This is a genomic window from Actinacidiphila yanglinensis, assembly GCF_900107965.1.
GTDB classification, from domain to species: domain Bacteria; phylum Actinomycetota; class Actinomycetes; order Streptomycetales; family Streptomycetaceae; genus Actinacidiphila; species Actinacidiphila yanglinensis.
Map to the genome: position 1 here is coordinate 1 of NZ_FNVU01000029.1, position 25274 is coordinate 25274.

A 25274-nucleotide genomic window follows, 5' to 3' on the forward strand; every position below is an offset into this window, starting at 1 on the left:
CGGATGGCGGCCGGTGGGGGGCCGATCCAGGTGAGGTCGGCGTCGAGGACGGCTTGGGCGAATTCGGCGTTCTCGGAGAGGAAGCCGTAGCCGGGGTGGATGGCGTCGGCGCCGGATTCCTTGGCGGCTGCCAGGACTTTGCCGATGTCGAGGTAGCTGGTGGCGGGGGTGTCACCTCCGAGTGCGTATGCCTCGTCGGCCACGCGGACGTGGACCGCGTCGCGGTCGGGGTCGGCGTAGATCGCGACACTGCCGATACCGGCATCCCTACACGCACGAGCGACACGGACCGCGATTTCACCGCGGTTGGCGATGAGCACCTTGCGCACGATGGCTCCCGGGGGTGATTTCTTCTTCTGCACACGCAGCCTTCACAGCGGGATGTTCCCGTGCTTGCGCGGCAGTCGTTCGACATGCTTCGACCGCAACATCCGCAGGGCGTTGGCGACCTGGAACCTGGTCTCGGCGGGCCGGATAACCGCGTCGATGTAGCCGAGTTCCGCCGCGACATAAGGGGTGCACAGCGCGCGCTCGTACTCCACGCGCAGGCGCTCGCGCTCGGTCGCGGGGTCTTCGCTCTGCTCGAGCGTGTTGCGGTGAAGGACACTGACCGCGCTGCTGCCGCCCATGACGGCGATCTCCGCGGTGGGCCAGGCGAGATTGACGTCGGTGCCAAGGTGTTTGGAACCCATGACCCCGTACCCCCCGCCGTACGCCTTTCGGGTCACCACAGTGACCATCGGGACGGTGGCCTCGGCGTAGGCATAGATCAGTTTGGCCCCGCGCCGAATAATGCCGCCGCGTTCTTGCTCCAGGCCGGGCAGGAATCCCGGGACGTCGACAAAGGTGAGCACGGGGATGTGGAATGCGTCGCAGGTCCGGATGAACCGTGCCGCCTTCTCGCTGGCATCGATATCCAGCGCTCCGGCACCATGCATGGGCTGGTTCGCCACCACTCCCACGCTGTGTCCCTCAACACGTCCGAAGCCGCAGATGATGTTCTGTGCGAACAGCGGCTGGATCTCGAGTAGCTCTCCCTGGTCCAGTACGGCGACCAGTACGTGGCGCATGTCGTACGGCCGCCCCGGGTCGTCCGGGACAAGGGCGTCCAGCACCGAGTCGCCGGCTCGTGGCCCCCGACCCTGGACGACCGGGTACCAGGGCACGTCCTCCTGGTTGTTCGAGGGGAGGTAGCTCAACAGGGCTCGCGTGTAGTCGAAAGCATCCTGCTCACTCCGTGCAAGGTAGTGAGCAGCGCCGGAGACGCTGTTGTGGCCCATCGCGCCACCAAGTTCCTCGCGGTCCACCGAGTGGCCAGTGACCGTACGCAGGACGTCAGGCCCGGTGACGAACATGTGGGAAATACCCTCGGTCATGATCACGAAGTCCGTGATCGCCGGAGCGTAGACGGCACCTCCTGCGCACGGCCCCAGCATCAGTGAGATCTGCGGGACCACCCCGGACGCCTCGACGTGACGCCGGACGATCTCCGCGTACAACGCCAGGGATGCAACCCCCTCCTGGATCCGCGCCCCGCCCGAGTCGTTGAGGCCGATGATCGGACGCCCGGTACTGAGGGCCAGGTCCATCACCTTGACCACCTTCCGTCCGTACATCTCGCCGAGGCTTCCGCCGAAGACGGTGAAATCCTGTGCGAAAAGGAAGACCTGACGGTCATTCACCGTTCCGTAGCCGGTCACTACACCGTCCCCGAGCGGTCTTCTCTCGCGCATGCCGAAGTCGTGGCACCTGTGCCGGACCATGGCGTCCAGTTCCACGAACGAGCCGGCGTCCAGCAGGGTGTCGATACGCTCACGGGCGGTCAGTTTGCCCTTGGCGTGCTGGCGGTCGGACGTATCCAACGAGCCCAGCAATTCCGTGCGTCGGTCATCGAGTTCCGCGAGGCGTTCGGCTGTGCCGGGGCGCAAGGAAGTACTCACCGAGCCACCCGGAGCGCATGCAGCACGGAGGGCCAGGCCAGATGCAGTTCACGCTGCCAGTACGGCCACGTGTGGGTCCCGGACAGGTAGAGGTGCGCGGTGACGTCGATCCCGGCGCGACGCATTGCATCGGCCAAGCGGCCGGTGGGCAAATAGGTGGGAGCCTCCAGCATGCCCGCTTCGAGCGGACTGTTCGCGTCCAACGGGCCGGGCAGTCCGGCGGCGGCGGACAGGTACACCTTCACCCCGCGGAATGCCGACACCAGGTGGGCAGGGTTATGGCTTTCCCACACCCCACGGTTGTGGACATAGTCGCCCCACAACAGATCGGGATTCACTCCTTCGCGGAGGCAGGTCGCCGCGATCCCGGCGCGCAGCGCGCGGTCGTCGAGGTCGACCACCCCGCTGAAGGACCCCGCGAAAACGTACTCGCCGCGATGGCGCGCCGTGTAGTCGAGGGCGCCGAGGCCACCCTCGGAGAGCCCGATCACGGCGCGCCGGGTGTTCGCCCGGTATCCGCGCTCCATGATCTGGACCAGTTCCGCGGTGTGGAAGGTCTCCCACTTCGGGCCACCGGGACGGCCGTGGTTCCACCAGTTCGTGTAGAAGCCCGCCCGACCCCCCTCGGGCATCACGACGATCACGTCTGCCCGGGCGGCGAGAGTCTCTACATCGGTCTCCCGAGTCCAGGACGTGTAGTCGTCGCTCGCACCCTGAAGCAGGTACAGCGTGGGGAAGGTGCGCCGGGAATACGGAGACCAGGCGGACGGCAGGATGACCCTCACAGGCTCCTCGCCCCCCATGGCCGGCGAGTAGACGTCAAGGTCCAGGACGTGCGGGGCCACTTGCCGGACGGCGGAGACGTACGCCCCGCTGTCCGACCTGACCGATGAGTCGCGGGTTACCAGAATGCCCGGGCCCGTCGTGGCATTGCCCGACGGAGCCCCAGTGACGGCAAAGAGCGTCAGAAGGCTCACCAAGGCCGCCAGTAGAGCGAGTCTGCGACCGGGCGGCACTCGCTTTTCGGGCTGGTGGCGAGTACCCCCGGGAGAGGGGTCCGTGGCGGGGAGTGTCAAAGCTGGGTCCTCTCGGTCGGGTCGCTTCACGGCCTGCTCTCCGGGTGAGTAGGGCTGTCGGGTTCCTGCGGGGCCACAACGGCAGCGGCGAGATGGGCTGCGATGACCTCCACGTGCGGAGGGTCGATCAGCGAAAGGTGATCGCCCGGCACAGGCACCATGTCCAGTGAGGGACAAAGGGGCGCCCAGCCCAAGTCGTCGTCGTCGCGGAGATAGCGGGGATCGATGGCGGTGGTCAGTGCCTGAGCCTGCTGCGCCCGGTAGAGCACAACAGGTCCGGGGTACGAGCGTGGCTCGTAGCGCTCCCCGACGCGGGCATCGAGGTACGAAGTGCGCTGGTGCTCCATCACTCCCGGGCTCATGGCGAGTCCCGCTTCCCCGAGATGGCGCATCAACGTGTCGACCTGTTCTTTCTCGTCCATGGCGGCCATTTCCGTGTAAGGCAGGGCCATGCGCTTTCCGTAGGCGGCCTCGACGTACTCCGCGAAGCGCACGAACCGACCGGTCAGAAGCTCCTCTGTCGGCTGGTCCGGCAGGGCGGCGGGCAGGATGGTGTCGATCAGGCCGAGATAGCCGACGTCCTCTCCCAGTTCTCGCAGCCGAACAGCCGTCTGGTAGGCCAGGCATCCACCAAAGGACCAGCCGAGCAGCAGGTAGGGGCCCTTCGCCTGTACCTCGCGGATGAAGCCGAGGTAGTGCTCTGCCTTGTCCTCCACGGAGGTCAGCGACTCCACTCTGTCAAGCCCCAGGACTGGCTGGTCAAGGGGCAACAGGTCGGTGAGCGGACGGTAGACGCTGGTGGATCCGCCAGCAGGGTGGAAGACGAACAACCAGGGCTGCTCCGATCCTGGGACGCGCTCTCGCAGCACGCGCAGCGGCCCACCGCCCGGGGTCCCGGCCTCCATCACCGGCCGGACCAGGTCCGCCACGCTGGCCACCGTGGGATGGCGGCGGATCTGGTGGCCCGTCAGGGCGGCGTCGCGGTTGCCGAGCCGCGTGCGGATCTCCTCCGCCACAGTGCCGGACAGCGCGGGATCGTCCCGCACCCCGTCCAGTTCTCGCAGGACGCCGACCACCGGACTCCCGGTGACCTGTGTCCAGGCGCCGGCCACCAGTCGCTCTGCGGCGTCTCGGGGGAGGACGTCTTCGGGCAGGGCCGGTTTCAGCTGCTCCCCTGCGCTCTCGCCCGAAGGTGCCGCTCGTGTCGGTGTCATCTCCTGCTCGGACTGGCCCTTTCCTCCTCCCTCGCATTCGCCCAACGCCGACAACACCGCGGCGGTCACGTCATCCAGGGCGTCCCCACGCAGCAACCCGGGGCTGGTGAGGGCGACACCGAAATCCTGTTTGATGGCGTTGCGCAGACGCACCGCCATGAGCGAGTCGAGGCCCAGCCGGGTCAGCGGGACTGTCGGGTCGATCTCTCCTTCCGAGAACCCCATGATCGTCGCCAGTCGGCTGACGAGTCGTCGTCCTACCATCGCCGCCGCGTCCTCGCTGTCCAGCTCCTGCAGGTCCACGGCGCGAAACTGCTCGCTGTCTCCCGCGCCAGGGCCCAGAACACGGCCGAAGTAGGGCACGGTGTCGATTCCCGGGAAGGCGCGGGCGACCCGGTCCGCGTCTACGCGGACAACGCCGGTGTGCGCCCGTCCCAGGCCGACGATCACCTCAAGGATGTCGAGTCCGTCGTCGAGCGCGATCGGGTCGACAGCCAGCAGCGACATGTCGGGGGCGGCGCCGGTGCCCGCCCACGGCCCCCAGGCAATGGACTGCCCGACCACCCCGCGGGCTCGGCGTCGCTGTACCAGCGCGTCCAACCAGGCGTTGGCCGCGGCGTAGCCGGACTGTCCCGGGGAGCCCAGTAGGGCAGCAGCGGAGCTGAAGACGACCCACCAGTCGAGTGCGTGGCCCTGCGTCGCCGCGTCCAGGTGACGGGCCCCGTCGATCTTCGGGCGGAATACCGCGTCCAAGTCATCCGGAGCGAGGAAGCCCACCGTCCCGTCCCTCAGTACGCCCGCGGCGTGGGCAACCCCGCGCAGAGTGTGACCCTCGCGGATCGCAGCCGACACCAGCTCCGGCGCCACGTCAGGTTCCGCGATGTCCCCCAGGACGACCTCGACGTCGGTGCCGAGCGTCCGCAGCTTGGCGAGTGCCACTTCTGCCTCGGCACCGGGAGGGCGACGTCCGTTCAGCACCAGTCGGCCCGCGCCACGTTCGGCGAGCCGTCGGGCAGTGGCCAGGCCCAGGCCGCCGAGCCCGCCGGTCACGATGTACGCACCCCCCGGGCGGGCGAACGGCACGTTCGCCCCCACACCGGTCAGCTCCGCGAAGGACAGCCGAGCGATGAACCGAGTGCCCTCCCGCCAGGCGACCAGGTCGGCATCCTCTCCAGCCAGCAGTTCGCCTGCCAGGTCCTCCGCGGCATCCGGCAGCGGGCCGACGTCAATCAGGCAGGGGCGCAGATCCGGGTGCTCCAAGGCCAGCACGCGCAGCAGTCCGCGCAGGCATGCACGATCGGGGACGCCCTCCTCGTCTCCGGTCACAGCCGCCGACCGTTCGGTGACGACGAACAGTCTCGGCGGCGTCTCGGCCCCGGCGGTCTCGATGAGGCCGCGGGCCAGTGCCGACACGGCGAGGACCGCGTCTCGGGCCCCGGTACTGCCCGAGGGCTCCGTGCACAGCAGCATCACGGCGGCCGGTGCGCCACTGTCCAGACCCGCGCGCCACTCGGTCAGCACGCTGTCAGGCCCGTCCTCGCCCCAATGGCCAAGGGTGACTCGGATACTCGCGCGCGACACGGCGATACTCACGGCAGCCGCATCACGATCCTGGAAGCTGGGGGATCCCCCGGGCCCGCAGGAAAGCAGCAGCAAGTCGGCCGGATCGCCGCTCCGCCGGGGCTGCGGACTCGACTCCCAAGAAATGTCGTAGACCGCGTCGACAGCCGCCAACGGGAGCTCGTGTACATCCAGGACGTTCAACACGATGCGCTCGGCGGTCAGCAGCCGCTTTCCCTGCTCGTCGTACAGGCGCGCCGACCAGGCCGGCGAGGCGGCCCGTTCCTCGGACCCTGCCGAGTGAGGTTCAGCGGGCATCGACCATCCGCGGCACGCACCCCCCGTGCCTGCCTCGTGACGCACGCGCAGCCTGCCGACCGCCACGGGAATGCCCTCCCCGGAGAGGCCCTCCGGGGTATCGCCGTTCGTCCCGGTGCCAGCCGCTGCGGCGCGCAGGGTGGCGTCCAGCAGAGTGGGCGGGAGCCCGCACGGCGTGTGCGAAGCGGCCGGCGCCGTGGCAGGCACCTCGAAGGTGAACGCCGCCTCGGATTTGCTGTCGTCGCCCGCGTCCCACCGATCTGATCGGTCTGAATGGTCCGGTTGATCCGGTTCGCCGGGGTCGCATACCTGGACGGCCGCGGCGGCGTGGCGCGTCCATGTGCCGACGGCCGATCGCGTGTAGATCCCGACCTTCGCCCGGCCTGGCCCCACCCGGTCCAGCAATGTCGTCACGGAGGTGGTTTCAGCCAGCGGCAGCAGACGGTCCAGCGCGAGGTCCCGGACGACGAGATCCTCGACCGGGGTGTCGAACACCTCGACGGCCGCGGCCAGGATGATCTCGGCGCACGCGGCCAAGGCGAGCACAGGGGTGCCACCGACCTGGTTGCCCAGGCTCCACCAGTCGCCCGCATCGGCCGCTCCCTGCCATACCGCCCGATCCATGCCCGGGACGTCGCAGCGGTCCCCCAGCAGCGCGTGCCGGGCGCTTCCGGCTGCGCCGCGCGTGCCATGCCCCTGAATCCAGTGCCGGGTGTGCCGCCATGGCGCGGTGGGCAGCGACGTCCTGCGCCCGGTGGGCCACAGCAGGTCAGGGTCCCGCTGCAGGCCGGCAAGGTGCAGAGCAGCAAGCGCGGTGCGCAGGTCCGACGGTTCATCGCCGTCCCGCAACAGGGTAGGCAGCACGAGGCATTCCCCGTCCACCGCAGCATCGAGGGTCTCGCTCAGCGGCAGGGCCGCCACCGCATGGGGGGAGATCTCCAGGAACGCCCGATGGCCATCAGCTGCCGCAGTGGCCACGGCCTGGCGGAACCGCACCGGACGGCGGACGTTGGCACACCAGTAGTCGGCATCGGCCCACGGGGCGTCACGGGGGTCGTCATGGACGGTGCCGTACCACTCGACCTTCGGCAACTCGCAGCGGATCCCGGCCAGGGCGGCACGCAACTCGGACAGTACGGGGTCCACCGCGCCCGAGTGTCCGGCACCGCCGACATCGAGCATCCGCGCCTGCGCGCCCTTCGCCTCCAACTCTGCGACCAGCGACGCGACGCTGCGCTGCGGTCCGGCCACCGTGCACCTGAGAGGTGAGGCGTCCACCGCGATGTCGACGCCGGGGAAACGGGACAGCGTCACCGCGCGCTCGTCGTGGGAGAGTTCGACCACGGCCATGGCGCCCTCTCCGTCCGCCGCGGCGGTCGCGAGCAGACCTGATCGACGCATGACGACCCGCAACCCGTCCATGGGGTTGAGCGCTCCGGCCACCACTGCCGCAGCCACCTCGCCCATGGAGTGGCCGATGACCGCGGCCGGCTCCACACCGTAGGCGCGCCAGGTGTGCGCGAGTGCCACCTGGAGTCCGTACAGCAGTGGCTGAACCAGAGCAACCGCTCCGGTCGGCGCACCGACACGGATCAGCTGGCTCAGCCGGTGGCCCATCTCGGCGACGAAGAGTACGTCCAGTTCTCGGACCGCATCGGCGAACGCCTCGTCCTCCAAAAGCAGTCGGCGGCCCATACCGGCCCACTGGGAGCCGTAACCCGAGAAGACGAAGACCGGCCCTACGCCAAAGACGTCCTCCTGGGCTGCTGTCACTCGTGGACCGATCACCCCTGGCGTCGTCTGACTGCGGCTCAGAGCACGGAGTCCGCCTACCAGGTCGTCCTGCTCCCGCCCGACGACGGCCGCGCACGCAGGGCCGTACCGATGCTTGCCCAGGGTGTGGGTGAGGTCCTCGAACGCCGTGCTCCGGCCCGCCGGCCGTTCCAACCAGTCGGCAAGCCCCGCTGCCGCTTCCGGCAGTCGATCGGCCGAAGCCGCCGACACCAGCAGAATCTGCGGTGGCGTCTCCGAGGACCCGGTGTACGGCGTCCGCGCGGAGACCGATGCCCGTGGGACGTACGGCGGCGCCGAACAGTCCTGTGACTGGCGTTGCCCCGTCCACTGCTCGAATACGGCGTGCGCGTTGGTGCCGCCGAATCCGAAGGCCGACACACCGGCCAGCGCCGGGCGCCCACGGTCCGGCCAGGGTGTGTTCGCGCTCACCACCCGCAGACGACCGCCCTCGAAGTCGATATGAGGGTTGGGGCGGTGGAAGTGCAGGGTGGCGGGGAGAAGACCGTGATGAAGGGACAGCACAGTCTTGATGGCCCCAACAACCCCTGCGGCACCCTCCAGGTGTCCGAGGTTGCTCTTGACCGCGCCGATCAACAGCGGACTGCGAGCCGGCCGGGCCCGTCCGAATACTGCGCTCAGCGCCCCGGCCTCGATGGGATCACCGAGCAGAGTGCCGGTGCCGTGTGCCTCGACATAGTCCATCTCACGGGCATCCACTCCCGCATCCCGCAACGCCGCCCGGAGCAAGGCCCGCTGGGCCGCCGGGTTGGGTGCCACCAACCCCGCCGAGCGACCGTCGGAGTTCACTGCGGTACCCCGGACCAGTGCCAGAACCGGCAAGCCCTCGCGTTCAGCGTCGCTGAGACGCTTGAGTACGAGGACCCCACACCCCTCGCCGCGGACGATGCCTTCCGCGGTGCCGTCGAAAGGCCGGCACCTTCCCCTTGGAGCCAGTACCCCTGCCTGTTCGAATCCCGCGGTGACCACCGGGGACAACAGGACGTTCACGCCTGCCGCCAACGCCGTGTCGCACTCGCCGGACCGCAGGCCGGCGCAGGCTTGGTGCAGCGCCACGAGCGAGGACGAGCAGGCCGTGTCGACCGTCAAGCTCGGGCCGCGCAAATCGAGGGAGTAGGACACCCGGTTCGCCGCGATGCTGCCGGCCGCACCGGTACTGGTCCACTCCGTGACACCGGCCAAGTCGGCGGTGGTCAGCAAGCCGTATTCGAGTGAACTCAGGCCGACATAGACACCCGTGGCACTCCCCCGAAGCGCCGGCGCGGGCATCCCGGCGTGAGCGAGCGCTTCCCACGCCACTTCCAGCAACAGCCGCTGCTGGGGGTCCATCAGTTGCGCCTCACGCGGGGCGATACCGAAAAACTCGGCATCGAAGGCCGTGACCTCGTCCAGAAAGGCCCCCCAGCGCGTGACCTGGGAAAGAGCCGCCTTGGTACTCTCTCCCCAATCCTTCCATCGCTCCTCAGGCACCTCACCGACGGCGTCGTGGTTATCGAGCAGCAGCCGCCAAAAGTCGTCGGGGCCTGTGACGCCTCCGGGCAGCCGGCACCCGATACCCACCACGGCCACAGGTCCGGAGTCGGCAGACAGTTCACCGGCCCGGTCTTCGGCCGACGGTTCCACGGTTTCCTGGGCCAGATGCCGCACCAGCTCCGCCAGGCTGGGGTTCTCCCACATAAGGGTGGCAGGGAGCGTCAGTCCGAGCGCCTGCTCAAGTTGCCCGGTGATGCCGACCGCGTCCCGCGACCCAAGCCCGTACTCGACGAGAGGGCGGTCCACCTCAATACTCTCGGGTGCCAACCCGCAGGCCTCTCCAACCAGACGGCTTACCAGCGAGCGGAGTTCAGCCTCCTCGGATGGCCCCTCGGCCCTCTGCCCCGCACGCCGCGCAGAGCTGCTCACTCGTCCCCCCCTGCCCCGGCGAGGTCTGGCCGCCTGCGAGAAGGGGAACCCCATACGCCGTCCAGATACCGGCGTCGACAGGCATCGCGGGAGACCTTGCCGCTGCTGGTTCGCGGCACCGCCCCCGGCGGGGCCAGCACGAAGTCGTGGACAGACACACCGTGTCCCGTCACGATGGCACGGCGTACCGCGCGGGCGATGGCCTCGTGCGCAGGGTCGGGATCGGCGACGAAGCGGGCGTGCTCAGCGACCACCACCAGGCGCTCGTCGCCGTCGACGGTCAGCGAGAAGGCTGCTACGTGGTCAGGCCGGATCAGGCCATGTGCATCCTGGACTGTGGCCTCGATGTCGTGCGGGTAGTGGTTGGTGCCGTCGATGATGACCAGATCCTTGATCCGGCCGGTGATGTACAGCCGGCCGTCATGGACCACTCCGAGGTCACCTGTGCGTAGCCATGGTCCGTCGGCGGGTGCGGTGTCCGGGTCGGTCAACGCCGCTCCGAAAATGTCAGCGCTGCGTGCCGCACAACGCCAGTACCCGCGCGCGACGTTGGGCCCCCGCACCCAGATCTCCCCCACCGACCCGTCCGGCTGCCGGCGAGACTGCGTGTCAACGACAGCGACGTCCTGGCCGACCGGCTCTCCACAGGCGATGATCTCGACCGCACCTTCTCGGGCAGCCGGTGCCACCGGCCGTGCCACGCCCCGGCCGAGCAGGGCCCGGTCGAAGGCAGTGACGCAAGGCAGCTCTCCCGCCCGTGAGGTGGCAACGAACACGGTTGCCTCGGCGAGCCCGTAGGAGGGGCGCACGGCTCGAGGATTCAGACCGGAGGAGCCGAAGGCGTTCTGGAACCTGCGGACGGTGTCGGACTTGATCGGCTCACTGCCGTTGATCATCACCGAGACTTCCTGGAGGGAAAATGCCCCCCGCAGCTCTTCCGGCACCCGTCGTACGCAGTAGTCATAGGCGAAGTTCGGCGCGGCTGTGATCGCACCCGGGTGGTCTGCCACGAGCCGCAGCCACCGCGCCGGCTGCCGGACGAAAGCGGCCGGATCCATGATTACCGAGTGGACCAGGCCAACCACGGGGATGGCGAGCGCCAGCACGAGTCCCATGTCGTGAAAGAGAGGTAGCCAGGACACGACTTGGTTCCGGCCGTCAATCCCGTACGCCGCGACGGCTTGACGTACGTTCGCGACGACGTTGGCGTGGGTGATCTCCACTCCGGTCGGTGTGCTGGTCGACCCGGAGGTGTACTGCAGGTACGCGCAGTCCTCCGGGCGCGGCGTGCCGTGGGTCTGCGTGCCCCAGTCCCCGGATGGCGGCTCGCTGACCCGTGTGCCTCCGATCGCAAGAATTCGCTCGGCCCCCGGCAGCCCTCGTTTCGCGCAGAACGTCCGGACCGACTCCCGTTCTTTCGGCGTGGTCAGGAGACAGACCGGCGCGGAGTCATCAAGCGCCGAGACCAGCCGTTCGTCGTGGCCGGGCAAATGGGGTGCGAACAGTGGCACCGCGATCGCACGCGCACGCAGAGCGGCGAGAAAACCCACTACGTACTCGAGTCCCTGTGGGGCCACCACAGCGACACGTTCACCGGTGGCGCCGACCGCCACCAGCGTCCTCGCCGTAGCCTCCACCCGCTGGTCGAGCTCGGCCCAGGTGATGGCCGTGCGGTGGCCGAGGGCATCGGCGTCGAAGTCCACGAAGGTGAAAGCGATCCGTTCCGACGCCAGCAGACTCGCCCGGATCAGATACGCGTCCAGCGTCTCGGGGACGTCAGCCGAAATTTCCGGCACCTCTCTTCTGTCACCGAGGACAGAAGAAGGCGGATGGGCGCCTGATCCGCGAATCGACACAGTTTTTCCTCCGCACACGTAAGTCCATGAAACGAAATTTCCCACGAGCCGGCATCGACCAATCATGGGCGAACTCTGTAATTCACCTTGCCGGGACCGCTGACCAGATCACACCGGCAGCCCGAAGTCGCCGACGAGCGCGAAACGCAGAAACGACACCGAGCGGACTGCCTCAACTCGGGAACCTAGCAGGCCAGCGGCACAACATTCCATCCGGCACGTTATGGCCGACAGGGTAAGGGAGCACAGGGGGCGCGCGGCGTTGGTACGCGGGGGTGGCACGGTGAAAGCACCCGATTCCACGCCTACAAGTAATATGACTACTTGCTCTCACCTTGATTTCCGTCCCTCCCCGATGATTTGCTGTGCGCATCCAAACCGGTTGACCGCCCATCTTTCCGGGGGAGCTCGACAGGCGGTCCCCTTTAGGCTTGCAAAGCCAAAAGGGACGTTGTCCGTCCGCCATTGTCGTGGGCAAGCTTTTCCCGGTGGGACTTGGATCCACCAGTCGGTGCCATTCCAGGTACCGGCTGGTGCGGCCCGCAACTCATGACGAAGGGAGCATCCACACGCACCTCAGTCGAACAACCGCAACCATGGTCGGCACCACCTCTGCAACTGCGGCTCCGTCTCTCGCAGCGACGAGTGCCCACGCCGCGCAACTGGTCGGATGCAGCGAAAACGCACTGGCAACCGCGATCAACACGGCCAACCCCGTGGGCGGGGACGGCCTGCTGCTGTCCCGCTCTGCGCCTACACCCTCACCTCCGCGCACGGAACGGGCCCTACCGGGCTGTCCGGGCTCCCGGTCATCACCACCCCCCGTCACGGTCACCGCCCTGGGTACCGACATCGCGCACACCGGACGCCTCCGAGTTCCGGATCGCGGAGATCGGCGGGCCAGACGCCTATCGGGCAGACCAACAACTCCCTCACCCTCGACGCCGTCACTTCAGAGGCGGAGACGCCCCTACGGACGAAGCGGGGAGTGACGGCGCCCAACTTCGGCAGCACCGTGAACGCGAACCTCAGCGGACTCCGTAACAACGGTGCGGACAACGACGGCGGACTGCAAAACGAGGACGGTCCGTTCGACACTCGTCAGAGGCACCATGGAGCACAACATCGCGACTTGCCCCGACGGAGGCGGGGGCATCTACGAGGACTCCGGTTCCGCGACCCTTGTCGGCACTCTGGTACGGATCAACTCCCCGAACGACTGTGCCCCTGCCGGTGGCGTGCCACTCTGCAACGGCTGACGGAGGACCTGCAATCCACCCGCGCAGGACCGTTCGCCGCACCAAGTCACCCGTCCGGGCCCCAGGGCACGGCATGCGCAGGCCAATCCGTAGCCGGGATCCCCCAGCCAGCAGAACTCCAGCCGACCAACCGCCCCATGATCGACCAGGGTTCTGCGCCCGCCCTCACAAGCGAGGAAGACCGATGGGCTTACGCTTCTGACATACCGTCAATACACGTGCGGATCACCGAGCACTGCCTTCCATCTCACCGCACCGACCCGTCCACTCCTTGCAACTTCCATGACAAAAACCCGAATCGGCCCGAAAGCAGCCCTCTCTCATGAACGAACCCGCCACGGACCTGGCGTCCTCCGCTCCGCCATCCGCTCCTCCCTCGCCATCATCCGGACTTGCGACTGGCGACCTGGCAGCCCCGGGCTGCTGGCTCGGAGGCTGGGTCTTCGTTCCCGCCTCCCTCGGAACGGCAGTCACGGGCGCGTGTCGCAGAAGTGGCGGTGCGGAGGGGGCTACGGCGGGGAGGATTGCAGTGCCTCGGCTGCAACTGCGGCCCGTAGGACCGTGACCGGCAGTTTTCGAGCGCCAGCTGCGGAAGATCATCATTCTGGGGAGGCCGTCTCGGTGGAACGGCTCAGCAATACGAACAACCACTATTTATCAGTCCAGTTGGGCAATACCGCCCGACGACGACGTGCTCGATGGCACCTGCTCGGCCATCTACACGTTATGCGCTGACTGTGGGCGCCGTACGACGCCCCCAGGAAAGACGTCATCGAGGATGGATGCCCACCCTCGTGGCCATGATGCACATAACGCCCCAGAGCGTCAGCCCCGAGGTCGGCCTGCTAATCGCCGCGGACACAGGCCTCAGTCCCCACCTGTGGGGGAAGCAGTGTGGCTACTGGACCGACCGAGCAGAGCCGCCCCCTGGGCGCCAACGTCTTCCAGCTCGCGGAGCACACCAATAGACTCACCCACGGCCGAGTACGCTCACTCAGACGCCGCGATAGCGCTCCCCACGCACTACTCCCGCGCGAATCCGTGAGGCCAGTGGCCGCGGCCCCATCGCCGCCCCCTCCTCCTCCGCGGCCAGGTACATCGAGGAAATCGTGACCCGGCCGAGCCGGTCCGGCAGCGGGCGCAGCAGCGGCCGCCGGGTCGCCTCTGCGACCTTCCTGACCTTGGCCAGCTGGCGCTCGCGGCGTCTGCGCGTGCGTGCGGCCAGCACGGACCGGCGGCGACCAGCACCGCGGTGGCCAGCACCACGGGAATGTTCGCGGCACCGAGGGCGGAACACCGCCGGCAGCGCCGGCACCGCGACCATCAGAGCACCGATACGGATCCTTTCCCCGCTGACCAGGTCCGCGCCGAGCATCACGGCGAGAGACACCAGAGCGACGGTGAGCAGGATCGGCCGGGACTTCCACACCCTCCAACCGACCGGCCGCAACTCGGCGTCGCTCGACTTACGGCTCGACCAAAGCCCACTCGGCATCCGTCACGTCAAAACGCGCCACACCCGAGTTCTACCAGCCACCGCCACCAGACCCACCTGGCCTGCCAAAGATCCGAACCCCAAAAAGGCCCTGGGACGGCGGACAGCGGTGTCAGCCCCTACTCCGGAACATGCTTAACGAGATGGCAGTGGACATGCGGGAGTACCCCGTAGCGTTCGTGGACGTCCGCCATGAGAAACATCGAAGGCGTACAGTCGCTGAACGGAATCGGCACAGCTACTGAATTTGAGCTCGTGTTGTCGGGGTTGCCCGGGCTTGAGGTCCTAGCGCACCGGGTACCGCAAGCGCATGCGGCCGTTGGGGCAAGACTTGTGGGTGTTGCGCTGGGTGGAGATTCTTCTGCCAGGCGTCGTGAGGCGCGTGCTGGTGGGTACTGAGTCGCAGCCGCGATGGATGCCTCGGCGCGTGCTGACGGTGGTGTCGGCCGATATCGACACCACCGCGGGCGTAGGGGCGGTGTGGGTCGTGTGGCGTCCGAAGACCGCGCGGGCGCGTGAGCACACCGCTCTTCTGGAGTAGTACGACGAGCAGTGGCGCTATGTGGGGGGGCGGCAGCGTCACGCCGAACGATCCCGCCGATGTGGACGTGATCGAGGTCCGCAGCGGCGGGGGCGTGCTCAGCCTTGCCCGGCGCCTTAACCCGCCGGACTCTATCGTCACCGCCCCATGGATCGGCTGCGTCGAAGTCCACCTCGGGCAGAACGTCGGCCACCTCCTCATCGGCAACCGCCGAGTCGACGCTCTTCAGCAGCGCAAGCTCATCGCCGCCTGGACGTCCGCCCGCTCCGACCGCGCTCGGCCCGTCATCGTGGCTCTGGCCCCGGACGGTACCGAACTCTCCCGCATCGGCCCCCACGACACCTTGGATACTCACACCTGGGCACGGCTGAGAGAAGAGCTGTAGACGGGCTGCCGGTTACACGAATATCTCGTGGCTCCAGTCGCGCTTGACCAGCGACCAGACGCCCTCCTGCGGGTTGAGGTCGGGCGCGTAGGTGGGCAGCTGGAACACGATGAGCCACCGGGCGTTCACGCCGATGAACTCCCGCATGTCCGCGGTCAGATGGAGCCGGACGTTGTCCCAGACCAACACGATCGGGCCGCCGAGCTGGCTGCGGGCGCGGACGATCAGGTCGCGGAAGTCCCGCCATCCGAAACCCTTCGGTTCGTCCTTGCGGCCCCGGTACTCGCGGATCGCGCAGATCAGCCGGGAACGCTCGCCGGGCTTGTAGCAGGTCATACCCGCCATCGAGACGCGCCCGGAGCCCCGCCCACGTACTCGCACCACGGGCGTCCGGCCGATCCGGCCCCAGGTCCGGGCACGCGGCGGCGTCATCGACTGCCCGGCTTCGTCCTCGAAGACCAACCAGGCACCGAGCTCCGCCGCGATGCTCTTACCCGCGGCCAGGTCTCCTTCTTCCACACCTCGACGGCTTCGTCATCGCGCTCGATGGCCCTGCGGGCAGGCTGCTGCCACGACCAGCCGTGCCGCTTGAGCAGCCTCCAGGTGCCCTCGACCGTGTAGGACACGTGGAACAGTCGGCCAATCAGGGTCTTGACCCGCGCCAGCGTCCACCGTTGGTCCGCCCATCCGTGGACAAGCGGTCCGCGCTCCAACTCCCGCTCCAGCCTTCCGATCTGGGCCTCGCTGAGCCGCGGACGACCCGGCGACCCCTTCGACAGGACCCCTGCTTCTCCCCGTTCACGCCAGGCGCGGCGCCACCGCTCCACTGACCGTTCGCTCACCCGCAACTCAGAGGCGATCTCCCCGCTCTTCGCCCCCGCGTCGAAGCGTTCCACAGCCCGTAGCCGTAATCGCTCCCTCGCGGCCCTCGCAGCGTCCGTCAACCCGCCACCCTGCGCATACCTCATGCCCCACAACTACCGAAGCCGAGCAATCACCATCAAAGGGCACCGACATCACCCAATCAAGTTCAGTAGCAGCACGGCGTCACTGAACGCGGAGCCCCGGCCGAAGCCGAATTCGGCGAGTACCTCGGTCACATCGTGCCGAGCGGCCGTCACCGCGCCACGTTGCATCGAGAGCGTCAAGTGGAAGCTCCCGCTGCCGGGTTGCCGCTTTCCGCCGGTGGCTACGCCACTCACGACGCCGGGCCCTGCGACGGTCGCCTTCACCCTAGAGCAGGGCTGGCCCGAGGTGATTGCCAGAGGATCAGGGTGCGGTCGTCGCCGGCTGCTGGGAAGGGAGAGAAGAGGTGATGCCCGTGACGGCCACGGTGACGGTGACGGGCACTCGATTCCCATGCCGGGCGGTGTGGGGAGCAACTGTCGCTTGGACGAGGTCGTGGACAACGCGTGCCGTATCGAGAACCCGGCGGTGATCGGTCACCACGCAGCGGACTTCGAAATGCCACGAACCGTCAGCCCCGCGTTCGGCGTGTATTCCGGCTCCGGGAGACTGAGTCGAGGAGCCGAGTGCCTGCCGAATGCTGGTGACGGCACCAACCAGGGACTGGCCGAGGGTGGGTTGGAGTTCGAGCACACCGGGGACCGAGAGCGCCGCGTCAGCGGCGGTCCGCTCCACGCTCGTGATGTCGGTGGCGACCATTATTCGCTCCTATCGTGCGAGGGGGACGCTCCGCGCACGGGGGCCGACAAAAGTTGCAGGACGGAGGCGACGTTCAGGTCGATGCCGCTGACCGCGAGACCGAGCTCGCGCTGTGCGGCATCGGCGACCGCCCTGCGCACCTGCCCGGCGCGACCGGGTAGGGACTGGTCGAGTGTCATGGCGAGCGTCATGGCGACGGTCACCCCTGTGGCATCGTCGGCCGGGGCCAGGCGGCAACTTGCTGCGCGCACTCCGGGGATGCGGTCCGCGGCCCGGCGCAGGACTCTTGCTGCCGTGGTCTCGGCGACCCGCAGGTCTCGTTCGGGATCGTCCAACGGCACCATCCACCCGAGCCGTGCCTCGGCGCGTACGGCCCGTATGACGTGATCGGCGACGCTGCGCGCGCTGGGAAGGTACGCGCGCAGGGTGCGGGTCGCGCGGTCGAGCGCGGCCAGTCCTTCGACGGCCTGCCGGCAGTGGGGGCAGTTGGCCAGGTGGGGATCGGCCCGGCCGGTTCGGGCGTCCTCCCAGGCTTGGCTGACCAGATGTCCGCACGGCAGACGCTCGTCTCCGACAAGCCGGGCCGGGTCGGGTTGCGCGGCGCCGGGTTGGCCGCGCGGGTGGGTGACCTCCCGGTCGCCTAGCGCCATGGGGCCATCTCCTTCATCAGAGTGCGTCGGGCCCGGTAGAGCCTGCCGCGGACGGTCTGTTCGCTCGTGTTCACAATCTGTGCGATCTCCGCGTAGGACATGCCGTGCAGCTCGCGCAGGATCCAGCAGGCGCGCTGGGAGGGCGGGAGGTCCCGAAGGGCTCGGCCGAGGGCCTGGGTGGCGGCCTCGCTCTCGGCGGCGCGCGCGGGTTCGCTCCCGGGGTCATGGGCCGGCGGCTCCGGAACGACACTCAGGGGCACGGCGGGAGCGCGGCCCCGCAAGTGGCTGAGACATTGGTTGGTCACGATGCGGTACATCCAGGTACGGAATGTCGCGTCTCTGTGAAAGTCCGGGAGGCGCCGCCATGCGTTGATGAGAGCGTCCTGAACAGCCTCTTCCGCGTCGGGCAGGCTGCCGAGCATGCGGAGGGCCAGCGCCAGCAGTGGGGGGCTGTGGCGGTCGACCAGAACGGCGAACGCGTCATCGTCGCCTTCGGCCGCCCGCTCCACCAGCAGATCGTCCTCCAACTCGGCAAGGTCGCCTCCCGCGTCACCGGTGCCCTTGGCCGGCGCCCGGCCGGAGGGCGGGAGAACGCGCTGAGCTTGAGCATCCACTGTTCGCCTCCCGCCTAAGCCATGCGGTGGTGCCGGTGAACAGCCACTCCCCGCCTTGGCAAGGAAGCGCCCGGCGTCCTTGAGTGAGTCCAGATGACCCATATGGACAAGTGTGACGATCTCATCGCTTTTGCGTCCAATTCTATGACGAGCGCCAAGTCGGCGCCCGTGGCCCGTTCAACGAGGAGAACCGTCATGACCGACACGACTTCGCCCGCGGTCGCCGACCGGCGCAGGGGCGACGAGAGCCCCGAACGGCAGGACAAGAGCGACCTCGCCTCACCCGAAAGCCGCGGGCAGACCACGATCGCGGACGGCGTCGTGGAGAAGATCGCCGGAATGGCGACCCGTGAGGTACCTGGTGTGCACAACCTCGGCACCGGTATGGCACGCGCCGTCGGAGGAGTCCGCGAGCGCGTGCCGGGCACGCAGCCCAGTGTCACGCGCGGGGTGCACGTGGAGGTCGGCGAGCGCCAAGCCGCCGTGGACCTGGACGTGGTCGTCGACTACGGCTTCCCCATCTCGGAGATCGCCGCCGGCGTCCGTACCAATGTCATCTTGGCTCTGGAACGCCTGACGAGCCTCGACGTCGTCGAGGTGAACGTCGCCGTCGACGACATCGACCTGCCCGACGACGACGAAAGGGACGCGGAACAGCGCGTGGACTGATCCGCGAGCCCGCCACCCCGTGTGCACCGCGGGGCGATCGAGAGCAGGGGACGAGAAGGGTGGATGAAGGATGAACACGACTGTGGCCGGCCTCGTGACCGGTCTTGCGCTGGGCTTCGCCGGCTACTTCGGCGGCTTCGGAGCCTTCGTCGTGGTGGCGGTCGTCGGCCTGGCGGGCTTGGTGGTCGGCTGGCTGTCGCGCCGTGACGGGCCGATCTCCACCTACCTGCGCTCGCGCGAGGGACAGGGGATCCGTGAGGTCTTCGAACATCCCAGGGCCGACACGGAGCGTCAGACGAACTCCCCGCGTCCGAGGGGCACTTCCGCCACGACACCGGGCCCGCGCGCGGCCTCTCGCCCTGAGCAGAGGACGCGAGTGCATTGAGCAGGACCCGGAGCGCCGCCCCGAGCGCTCCAGACCTCCCAAGCCGGCATGGAGCGGACAGCCTCCCCGCACCGGCCGTGCGGGGCGCGACGCACATCCGGGAATCGGTGGTGGCCAGGATCGCCGCTCGCGCAGCGCAGGAGGCCCTCAACCAGGTTGCGGGAGAGCCCCCGGCCCGTCTCGGTCTGGGGCAGCCGCGCTCCACCGCCACCGTGCACCAGGGCTCGGCCCGCCTGACCGTGTCCCTGGACCTGCCCTATCCCGTCGACATCCAACGGACCGGAGACGAGATCCGGCGGTACGTCGCCGAACGGGTCGCACACCTGACAGGGCTAGACCTCGACGACACCGCCGTCTCCGTCCACCGGCTCGTTCCCGACGACAGCCTGAGACGTGAGCGAGTCCACTGACCCGACAGTGCCACCCCGGAGCAGGATGACCATGAACACCGACCGCCCGACCGCAACACGGAGCCTCCATTCCACGCCGGCACCGCAGGGACCGCATACCCAGGATCGCTCGCCGACGCCGGCAGGCAGCACGCGGGCCGCAGGCCGCTCCCACCGCGAACCTGCCCCGCCCCACCTCCCGTGGGGACCTCGCCGCATCACTGCCGCCGTCGCCGCGACGCTGGTCCTGCTGAGCGCCGGCACGCTGCTCTTCGAAGCGGTGTGGGTACGCACCGGGCACCGCGCGACCGACTGGTGGAGGACCGTCACCGGCGAACTCGCCTCCCGACCGGTGGACGACACATGGATCGTCACCGGTGCGGCCATCGCGTCCGCGCTGGGCCTGTGGCTGCTCGTCCTGGCTCTCACTCCTGGCCGTCACCGCCGGCTACCCCTACGGCTCCCGGGCGGCGACGGCAGACACGCGCGGGCCGAACTCGACCGGCAGGGAGGGGTATTGCTGCTGCGCGATGCGGCCATGCGTGTCCCCGGCGTCCGCGCCGTACGCGTGCGGGTGAGCCGACGTCGCGTCAGAGTCCGGGCCGACGTGGGCTTCCGCGATCTCGCCGTCGTCAAGGAAGAACTCAGGGCCACCGTACGGCGCGAGGAACAGGAAGGGCTCCTGCTGGCTCGGCACCCACGTCTCAGCATCCGTGTACGTCCGGGCCCCGCCTGACACCGCCCTCGGGGGCGACCGATCACAGGAAAAGACCATGAAGGACCACACCGCCCTCAACCGCGCTCTGCTCGCCTTCCTCGGGATCGTCCTCCTGGGCGGCGGACTCTTGGTGCTCGCCGGCGGAGCCGACATCTACCGCAGCTGGTCCCTTTCACCTCCCACCGGCTGGCCATTGACCACCCCGCAGGACGTCCTGGTTCCCAGCGCCGATCAGACCAACTGGGCCGGCGGAACCTGGTGGTGGCCGACGATCATCGCCGCGCTCGCCCTGCTCGTGCTCCTCGCGCTGCTCTGGCTGCTCTCCCAGTCCCCCTGGAAGCGCGCACGCACGATGTCCGCCTCAAGGGCATCCGCAGAAAGCGTCACCGTCAGCGACAAAGTGCTGTCCGACGCCCTCGCCGCGGACCTCGACCTGCTGCCCGGCACCCAGCGCACCAGGGTCCACATCCACGGGGCGCCCACCCATCCCGAAGCCCGTGTCGACCTCGCCCTCAGTCCCGGGGGCACCCCGGCACAGGTACTCAACGACGTCGACGACGCGATCGAACGCGCCCGACGCTCCGCCGACTGGAGCACGCTCCGCACCGACATCCACCTGACCGTCGCCCGCCACCGCCCCCATCGCGTCGAATGACGACATCCGACAGGCGCCCATGGTCGACACCGACCCCACCCTGCGGCGTCCCTCGACCGAGATGAGGTTTCCAGCGGGCCGAGACCCGACGACGCGCCCTACCGGCCCCACGGAGGGAGTATGGAGGAACCGGCATGCGAGAGCACAGACAGCTCGAAAGCCGTGCCGAGGACAGGCGACCGGCAGCGGAAGGGAGCGCTTGCATGGATACTCCGGACCGTTTCACATCCGGAAGCATCCAGCCGACTCCCTCGCTCACGCAGAGCAGCGGGTTGATGGATCTGCTCGGCGTGGCCGCGGTCCTGCTGGACGGTGAAGGGCGGATCGTGTTGTGGAGCCCCCAAGCGGAGGAGCTCTTCGGATACTCCGCGCAGGAGGCCCTGGGCGAATTCGCGGCGCAGCTCATCGTGCACGACCACGACCGGGAAACGGCCATGAAGCTGTTCGCATCGGTCATGGAGACCGGCAAGGCGTGGGCGGGCGTCTTCCCGGTACGGCACAAGGAAGGCACGACCCGACTGGTGGAGTTCCGCAACACCCGGCTGCGGGCCCGGGGCGGGTTCTACGCACTGGGCATCGCCACCGACGCGGCTACTCTCAGACAGGTGGAACGGGATGCGTCGCTGTCCATCAGGTTGGTCGAGCAGACCCCGCTCGGGCTGGCCGTCCTCGACACCGACCTGCGCTACCTGGCCGTGAACCCGGCGCTCGCAGAGATCATCGGCCGACCCGCCGAGGAGTGCCTCGGCACCTACGTCGGCGAAGCCAACCCCTTCTCGGACACCGCGGCGGTCGAAGCCACGCTACGCAAAGTCATCTCAACGGGGCACTCCGCGACCGATCGGTACGTCGAGGAGCGCACCAGCACCACCCCGGGCAGCGACCACGTCTGGTCGGTCTCCTACAACCGGTTGGAGGACTCCGCGGGGCAGACGAGCGGGGTGACCCTGTCCTGCCTGGACATCACCGACCGGGACCGCGACCTCCACGACCTCATCCGCGCACGGCAGCGCCTGACGCTGATCGCGGAAAGCTCCGCCCGCGTCGGCACCACGCTGGAGGTCGAGCAGACCGCCCGCGAGCTCGCCGACGTCCTCGTGCCCGACTTCGCGGACGTCTCAGCCGTCGACATCCTCGACTCGGTGCTGCACAGCCGGAACCCGACACAAGCCGACCCCGACCAGGAGCTCTTCCGGGCCCTCGCCGTGAAGGCCGCCTACCCGACCCCCGTGGTCCGCGCCGCCGACCCACCCGACCAGCTGGCCAGCTACGGGCCCGACCGGCTGGTCACCCAGTGCGTACGATCCCGCCAGCCCATCCTGATATCCCGAGTGGACGAAGAGGGACTCACCCGGATCGCCCGGGACCCCGAGGCCGCCGCGCTCCTGTCCGCCGCCGGCATCCACACCTACCTGGCGACACCGCTGATCGCCCGCGGCGAAGTACTGGGCACCCTCAGCCTCACCCGCGCCCGCAACCCACGTCCTTTCGACCAGGACGACGTCACCCTGGCCCGCGAGTTGGCCGACCGGGCCGCCGTCTGCATCGACAACGCCAGGCTCTACCAGAGCCTGAACGACACCGCCATCACCCTCCAGCGCAGCCTCCTTCCCCAACGCCCGACACACCACCGCGGCCTGGAGATCGCCACCCGTTACCAACCCGCCAAAGCAACAACCGAAGTCGGCGGCGACTGGTTCGACGTCATCCCCCTCACCGAAGACCGGACCGCTCTCGTCGTCGGCGACGTCATGGGCAGCGGCATCAACGCGGCCATCACCATGGGCCGGCTACGCACCGCCACCTCCACCCTCACCAACCTCGATTTCCCCCCAGCACAGGTACTGCAGCACCTCGACAGGATCACCACAGAGCTGGACCAGTACGCAACCTGCCTCTACGCCGTCTACGACCCCCACACCACCACCTGCCGCATCGCCCTCGCCGGGCACCCGCCTCCCGTCCTGATCCACGACGACCATCCACCCCAGCTGCTCGACCTCCCCACCGGAGCACCCCTCGGAGTAGGGGGCGTCACCTTCACCGCCGCGACCCTCGACCTGACCCTCGGGGACCAGATCGTCCTCTACACCGACGGCCTCGTCGAGACCCGTCACGACCCCATCGACGAACGACTGAACCTCCTCCTGCAGCTGCTCGACCACCCCGGCCGCTCCCTGGAGGACACCTGCGACCAACTTCTCGACGCTCTCCGCGACCCCGACCACCCCGACGACGTCGCCCTCCTCATCGCCCGCACCCAACCCACCCGGCCCCACCGGTCCGCCGAAGCCGGTGCGGAGCCGCCGTAGGCGGATCGAGGCGACCGGACCCTGGGCCGACTGGGAGCGCCCGGTGGACGAGACAGTGCCGCAGGTCGCACATCAAGGCGTACCTCTTGAGGACTCGGGGTCACAACTCTGGGCCGGTGGCTCCCGGTCCGTGAGAACCGGGCGCCGCCAGCTCACGTCAGGGGTTGACGTCAGCCGCCGCGCCGGGCAGGGGTATAAGGCCGGTATGGCTCGGCGTCCGCAGCGCCAGCCGGCCGCACAGCGTGGCGAGCGGCAGCTCGGCACCGAGCGCCATGACGGCGGTGGCGAAGTCGCCGCCCGGGGCCGAAGTCGTAGCGTCGAGCCCGACTCAGGCGACCGGCCAGTGCCCTGCGGTCACGGTGGCCGCGCAGGCCGGTGGCCAGCACGTACAGTCACGGCAGCACCGCCCGACGAGCAGTCACATCCCTGCGCCAGGTGGAGCGTCAGGCCAGGGCGAGTGGCTGCTGCCGGTCGAACGGAGTCGCCCCTCCACGTTCTGCATCAGTCAAGATCCGGGCCATGCCCGGGCCAGCGGCTCGGCAAGCATCTCCGGATCTTCCATATGCGCAGGTCAGCAGGTTGCTGACGCTGTACCACCAGCGGACGAAGAATCTGCTGGTGGGTGCGCTCGCGCATTCCGGCCGGTGGCGGGCGGTGCTGTCGGAGTCCGAGGACTTCCCGCACTTGGTCGCGGCCTTGGACCAGGTGGTCCGCAAGCTGGGCGGGACGGCCCGATCGAGGTCGAGGCCACCGAGGCCCGCCAGCTGGCGGCCCGGCTGCGGTTCACCTGGCTGCCCGAGCCGTGGACGCTCAACGACTTCGATTTCGCGGCACAGCGCGGCGTCGACGAGAAACTCATCCGGGACCTGGCCACCTTGCGGTTCCTCGACGACGCCTCGACAGCAACAGCCTCCGATCCTGTCTCCGCAGCATCAGGCTGGACCCGGGGCTGGGCGACCGTAGCGGCCAGCACAGGACCCTACTCTCCAAAATGTGCTGGACTGTTCGCCAGTTCGCGCAGCCGGCCCGGCCCAGGCGGCACAGGTGTCTCCGTGCCCCCAAGATGGAGGTGAAACCAGACGTCTAGAGGCGGGAAGATGGCGTTATGGCTCTACGGGGAGACGCGACTGCGCGTGGACGGTTAGCTGCGGCGTTGGCACTGGCTCTGCTCACGACTGCGATGGTCGTGGCGGGACTGCACTTCGCGACGGTCAAGCCCACATATTCGTCCGTGAAGTGCGGCGACAAGGTCATGCAGGCGGGCGACAAATGCGGGACGTACGACTCGTACACCGGCATTTCCGTGGCGACGCCGGAGACCAGCCGCCAGGTGGCAGAAAACGACGCCGCCGGAGAGCGGCCCGTCGGGTGGATCATGGTGGGGCTGGCGGCCATACCGTTCGGGTTCACCGTGAAGTACCTCGTGCTGGCAGGAGAACCGGGCAGGGAGCGAAAGAGGCGCGCGCCCCGCGAGGCAGAGGTCCGTCACCGGAACGCTCCTGACGAAGCGGCCTTAAACGCCATGCTCAGAGAACATTTCGACACACGGCAACGGGAGCAGGACGCTCTCGCGGGCGAGGGCGAGGACCTCCCCCGGTACGTCGAGGACATCCTGCAGCGCAGGAAGCCCCCGCCGCCCGCGCACTGAGGAATCCGCAGGCGGCCGGAGCAGCCAACCGACAGAGGGCCCGCCCCGCCGGCCGGCGCTCGCACAGTGGGCCCAAGGTGGTCCCCACCAGACGGGAGCCCGTCAGGTGGTGGGCACGCGCAAAAGCCGGAGGGCGGCGTCATCGCGGCGCGGGCTGTCCGGCCGCGCGTTGATGACCCTGACGCACCGTCGCTCCAGGCGTGCATCGGCC

General features: G+C 68.7%; 18 protein-coding genes and 1 pseudogene. 9 read left to right on the plus strand and 10 right to left on the minus strand.

All coding sequences use genetic code 11. The annotated features are described in order from the left end of the window. The 6 genes from C4U44_RS37860 to C4U44_RS37885 form a co-directional block, all read right to left on the minus strand. Positions 1-329, minus strand: a 329-nt coding sequence (locus C4U44_RS37860; RefSeq protein WP_322973548.1) for a biotin carboxylase N-terminal domain-containing protein, incomplete at its 3' end; no start/stop codon positions are given. A gap of 42 nt (positions 330-371) precedes the next feature. Further along, positions 372-1940: an acyl-CoA carboxylase subunit beta gene (locus tag C4U44_RS37865; protein ID WP_103890669.1), complete on the minus strand. Its 1569-nt coding sequence runs from the start codon at positions 1938-1940 to the stop codon at positions 372-374. Beyond that, a complete protein-coding gene (locus C4U44_RS41770; protein ID WP_160145192.1) occupies positions 1937-2917 on the minus strand; it encodes an alpha/beta hydrolase in 981 nt (326 codons plus the stop codon). The genes C4U44_RS37865 and C4U44_RS41770 overlap by 4 nt, the downstream gene beginning before the upstream one ends. A 125-nt stretch (positions 2918-3042) precedes the next feature. Beyond that, positions 3043-9876: a type I polyketide synthase gene (locus C4U44_RS37875; protein ID WP_103890670.1), complete on the minus strand. Its 6834-nt coding sequence runs from the start codon at positions 9874-9876 to the stop codon at positions 3043-3045. Then, a complete protein-coding gene (locus tag C4U44_RS37880) occupies positions 9819-11678 on the minus strand; it encodes a fatty acyl-AMP ligase (protein WP_160145194.1) in 1860 nt (619 codons plus the stop codon). Before C4U44_RS37880 ends, C4U44_RS37875 begins: the two co-directional genes overlap by 58 nt. A 2253-nt stretch (positions 11679-13931) precedes the next feature. Beyond that, a complete protein-coding gene (locus C4U44_RS37885; protein ID WP_146088438.1) occupies positions 13932-14327 on the minus strand; it encodes a hypothetical protein in 396 nt (131 codons plus the stop codon). Between the two features lie 707 nt (positions 14328-15034). Between C4U44_RS37885 and C4U44_RS43045 the strand changes: the two genes are divergently transcribed. After that, a complete protein-coding gene (locus C4U44_RS43045; protein ID WP_235032643.1) occupies positions 15035-15358 on the plus strand; it encodes a hypothetical protein in 324 nt (107 codons plus the stop codon). Positions 15359-15394: 36 nt separating this feature from the next. Here C4U44_RS43045 and C4U44_RS43800 read toward each other — a convergent pair. The 4 genes and pseudogenes from C4U44_RS43800 to C4U44_RS37915 form a co-directional block, all read right to left on the minus strand. Continuing rightward, positions 15395-16326, minus strand: a pseudogene (locus C4U44_RS43800) (IS630 family transposase); the annotation flags it as partial. 301 nt (positions 16327-16627) lie between these two features. After that, positions 16628-17023 carry a hypothetical protein gene (locus C4U44_RS37905; RefSeq protein ID WP_103890675.1) on the minus strand — a complete coding sequence of 132 codons (396 nt, stop codon included), beginning with the start codon at positions 17021-17023 and terminating at the stop codon, positions 16628-16630. Continuing rightward, a complete protein-coding gene (locus C4U44_RS37910) occupies positions 17023-17673 on the minus strand; it encodes a hypothetical protein (protein WP_103890676.1) in 651 nt (216 codons plus the stop codon). The genes C4U44_RS37905 and C4U44_RS37910 overlap by 1 nt, the downstream gene beginning before the upstream one ends. Continuing rightward, positions 17664-18200 carry an RNA polymerase sigma factor gene (locus tag C4U44_RS37915; protein ID WP_235032644.1) on the minus strand — a complete coding sequence of 179 codons (537 nt, stop codon included), beginning with the start codon at positions 18198-18200 and terminating at the stop codon, positions 17664-17666. Before C4U44_RS37915 ends, C4U44_RS37910 begins: the two co-directional genes overlap by 10 nt. 282 nt (positions 18201-18482) lie before the next feature. On the opposite strand from C4U44_RS37915, the gene C4U44_RS37920 reads away from it, so the two are divergent. From C4U44_RS37920 to C4U44_RS37965, 8 genes are all read left to right on the plus strand, one after another. Beyond that, positions 18483-18956 carry an Asp23/Gls24 family envelope stress response protein gene (locus C4U44_RS37920; RefSeq protein ID WP_103890678.1) on the plus strand — a complete coding sequence of 158 codons (474 nt, stop codon included), beginning with the start codon at positions 18483-18485 and terminating at the stop codon, positions 18954-18956. 70 nt (positions 18957-19026) lie between these two features. After that, entirely contained in the window at positions 19027-19341 is a 315-nt protein-coding gene (locus tag C4U44_RS37925) for a hypothetical protein (protein ID WP_103890679.1), read from the plus strand. A gap of 107 nt (positions 19342-19448) precedes the next feature. After that, positions 19449-19751, plus strand: coding sequence for an Asp23/Gls24 family envelope stress response protein (locus C4U44_RS37930; protein WP_235032645.1), 303 nt, complete (start codon positions 19449-19451; stop codon positions 19749-19751). A 25-nt stretch (positions 19752-19776) separates the two neighbouring features. Further along, positions 19777-20466, plus strand: a complete 690-nt coding sequence (locus C4U44_RS37935) for a DUF6286 domain-containing protein (RefSeq protein ID WP_235032646.1) — start codon at positions 19777-19779, stop codon at positions 20464-20466. Between the two features lie 37 nt (positions 20467-20503). Further along, complete coding sequence (locus C4U44_RS37940) at positions 20504-21103, plus strand: alkaline shock response membrane anchor protein AmaP (RefSeq protein WP_103890681.1); 600 nt, start codon at positions 20504-20506, stop codon at positions 21101-21103. 203 nt (positions 21104-21306) lie between these two features. Next, positions 21307-23415, plus strand: a complete 2109-nt coding sequence (locus C4U44_RS37945; RefSeq protein ID WP_103890682.1) for a SpoIIE family protein phosphatase — start codon at positions 21307-21309, stop codon at positions 23413-23415. A gap of 272 nt (positions 23416-23687) precedes the next feature. Then, the gene (locus C4U44_RS43050) at positions 23688-24488 is read left to right on the plus strand and encodes an ATP-binding protein (protein WP_235032647.1); all 801 of its coding nucleotides are present in this window, start codon (positions 23688-23690) and stop codon (positions 24486-24488) included. Between the two features lie 80 nt (positions 24489-24568). Then, positions 24569-25063, plus strand: a complete 495-nt coding sequence (locus C4U44_RS37965; RefSeq protein ID WP_146088439.1) for a hypothetical protein — start codon at positions 24569-24571, stop codon at positions 25061-25063. The last annotated feature ends 211 nt before the right edge of the window (positions 25064-25274 follow it).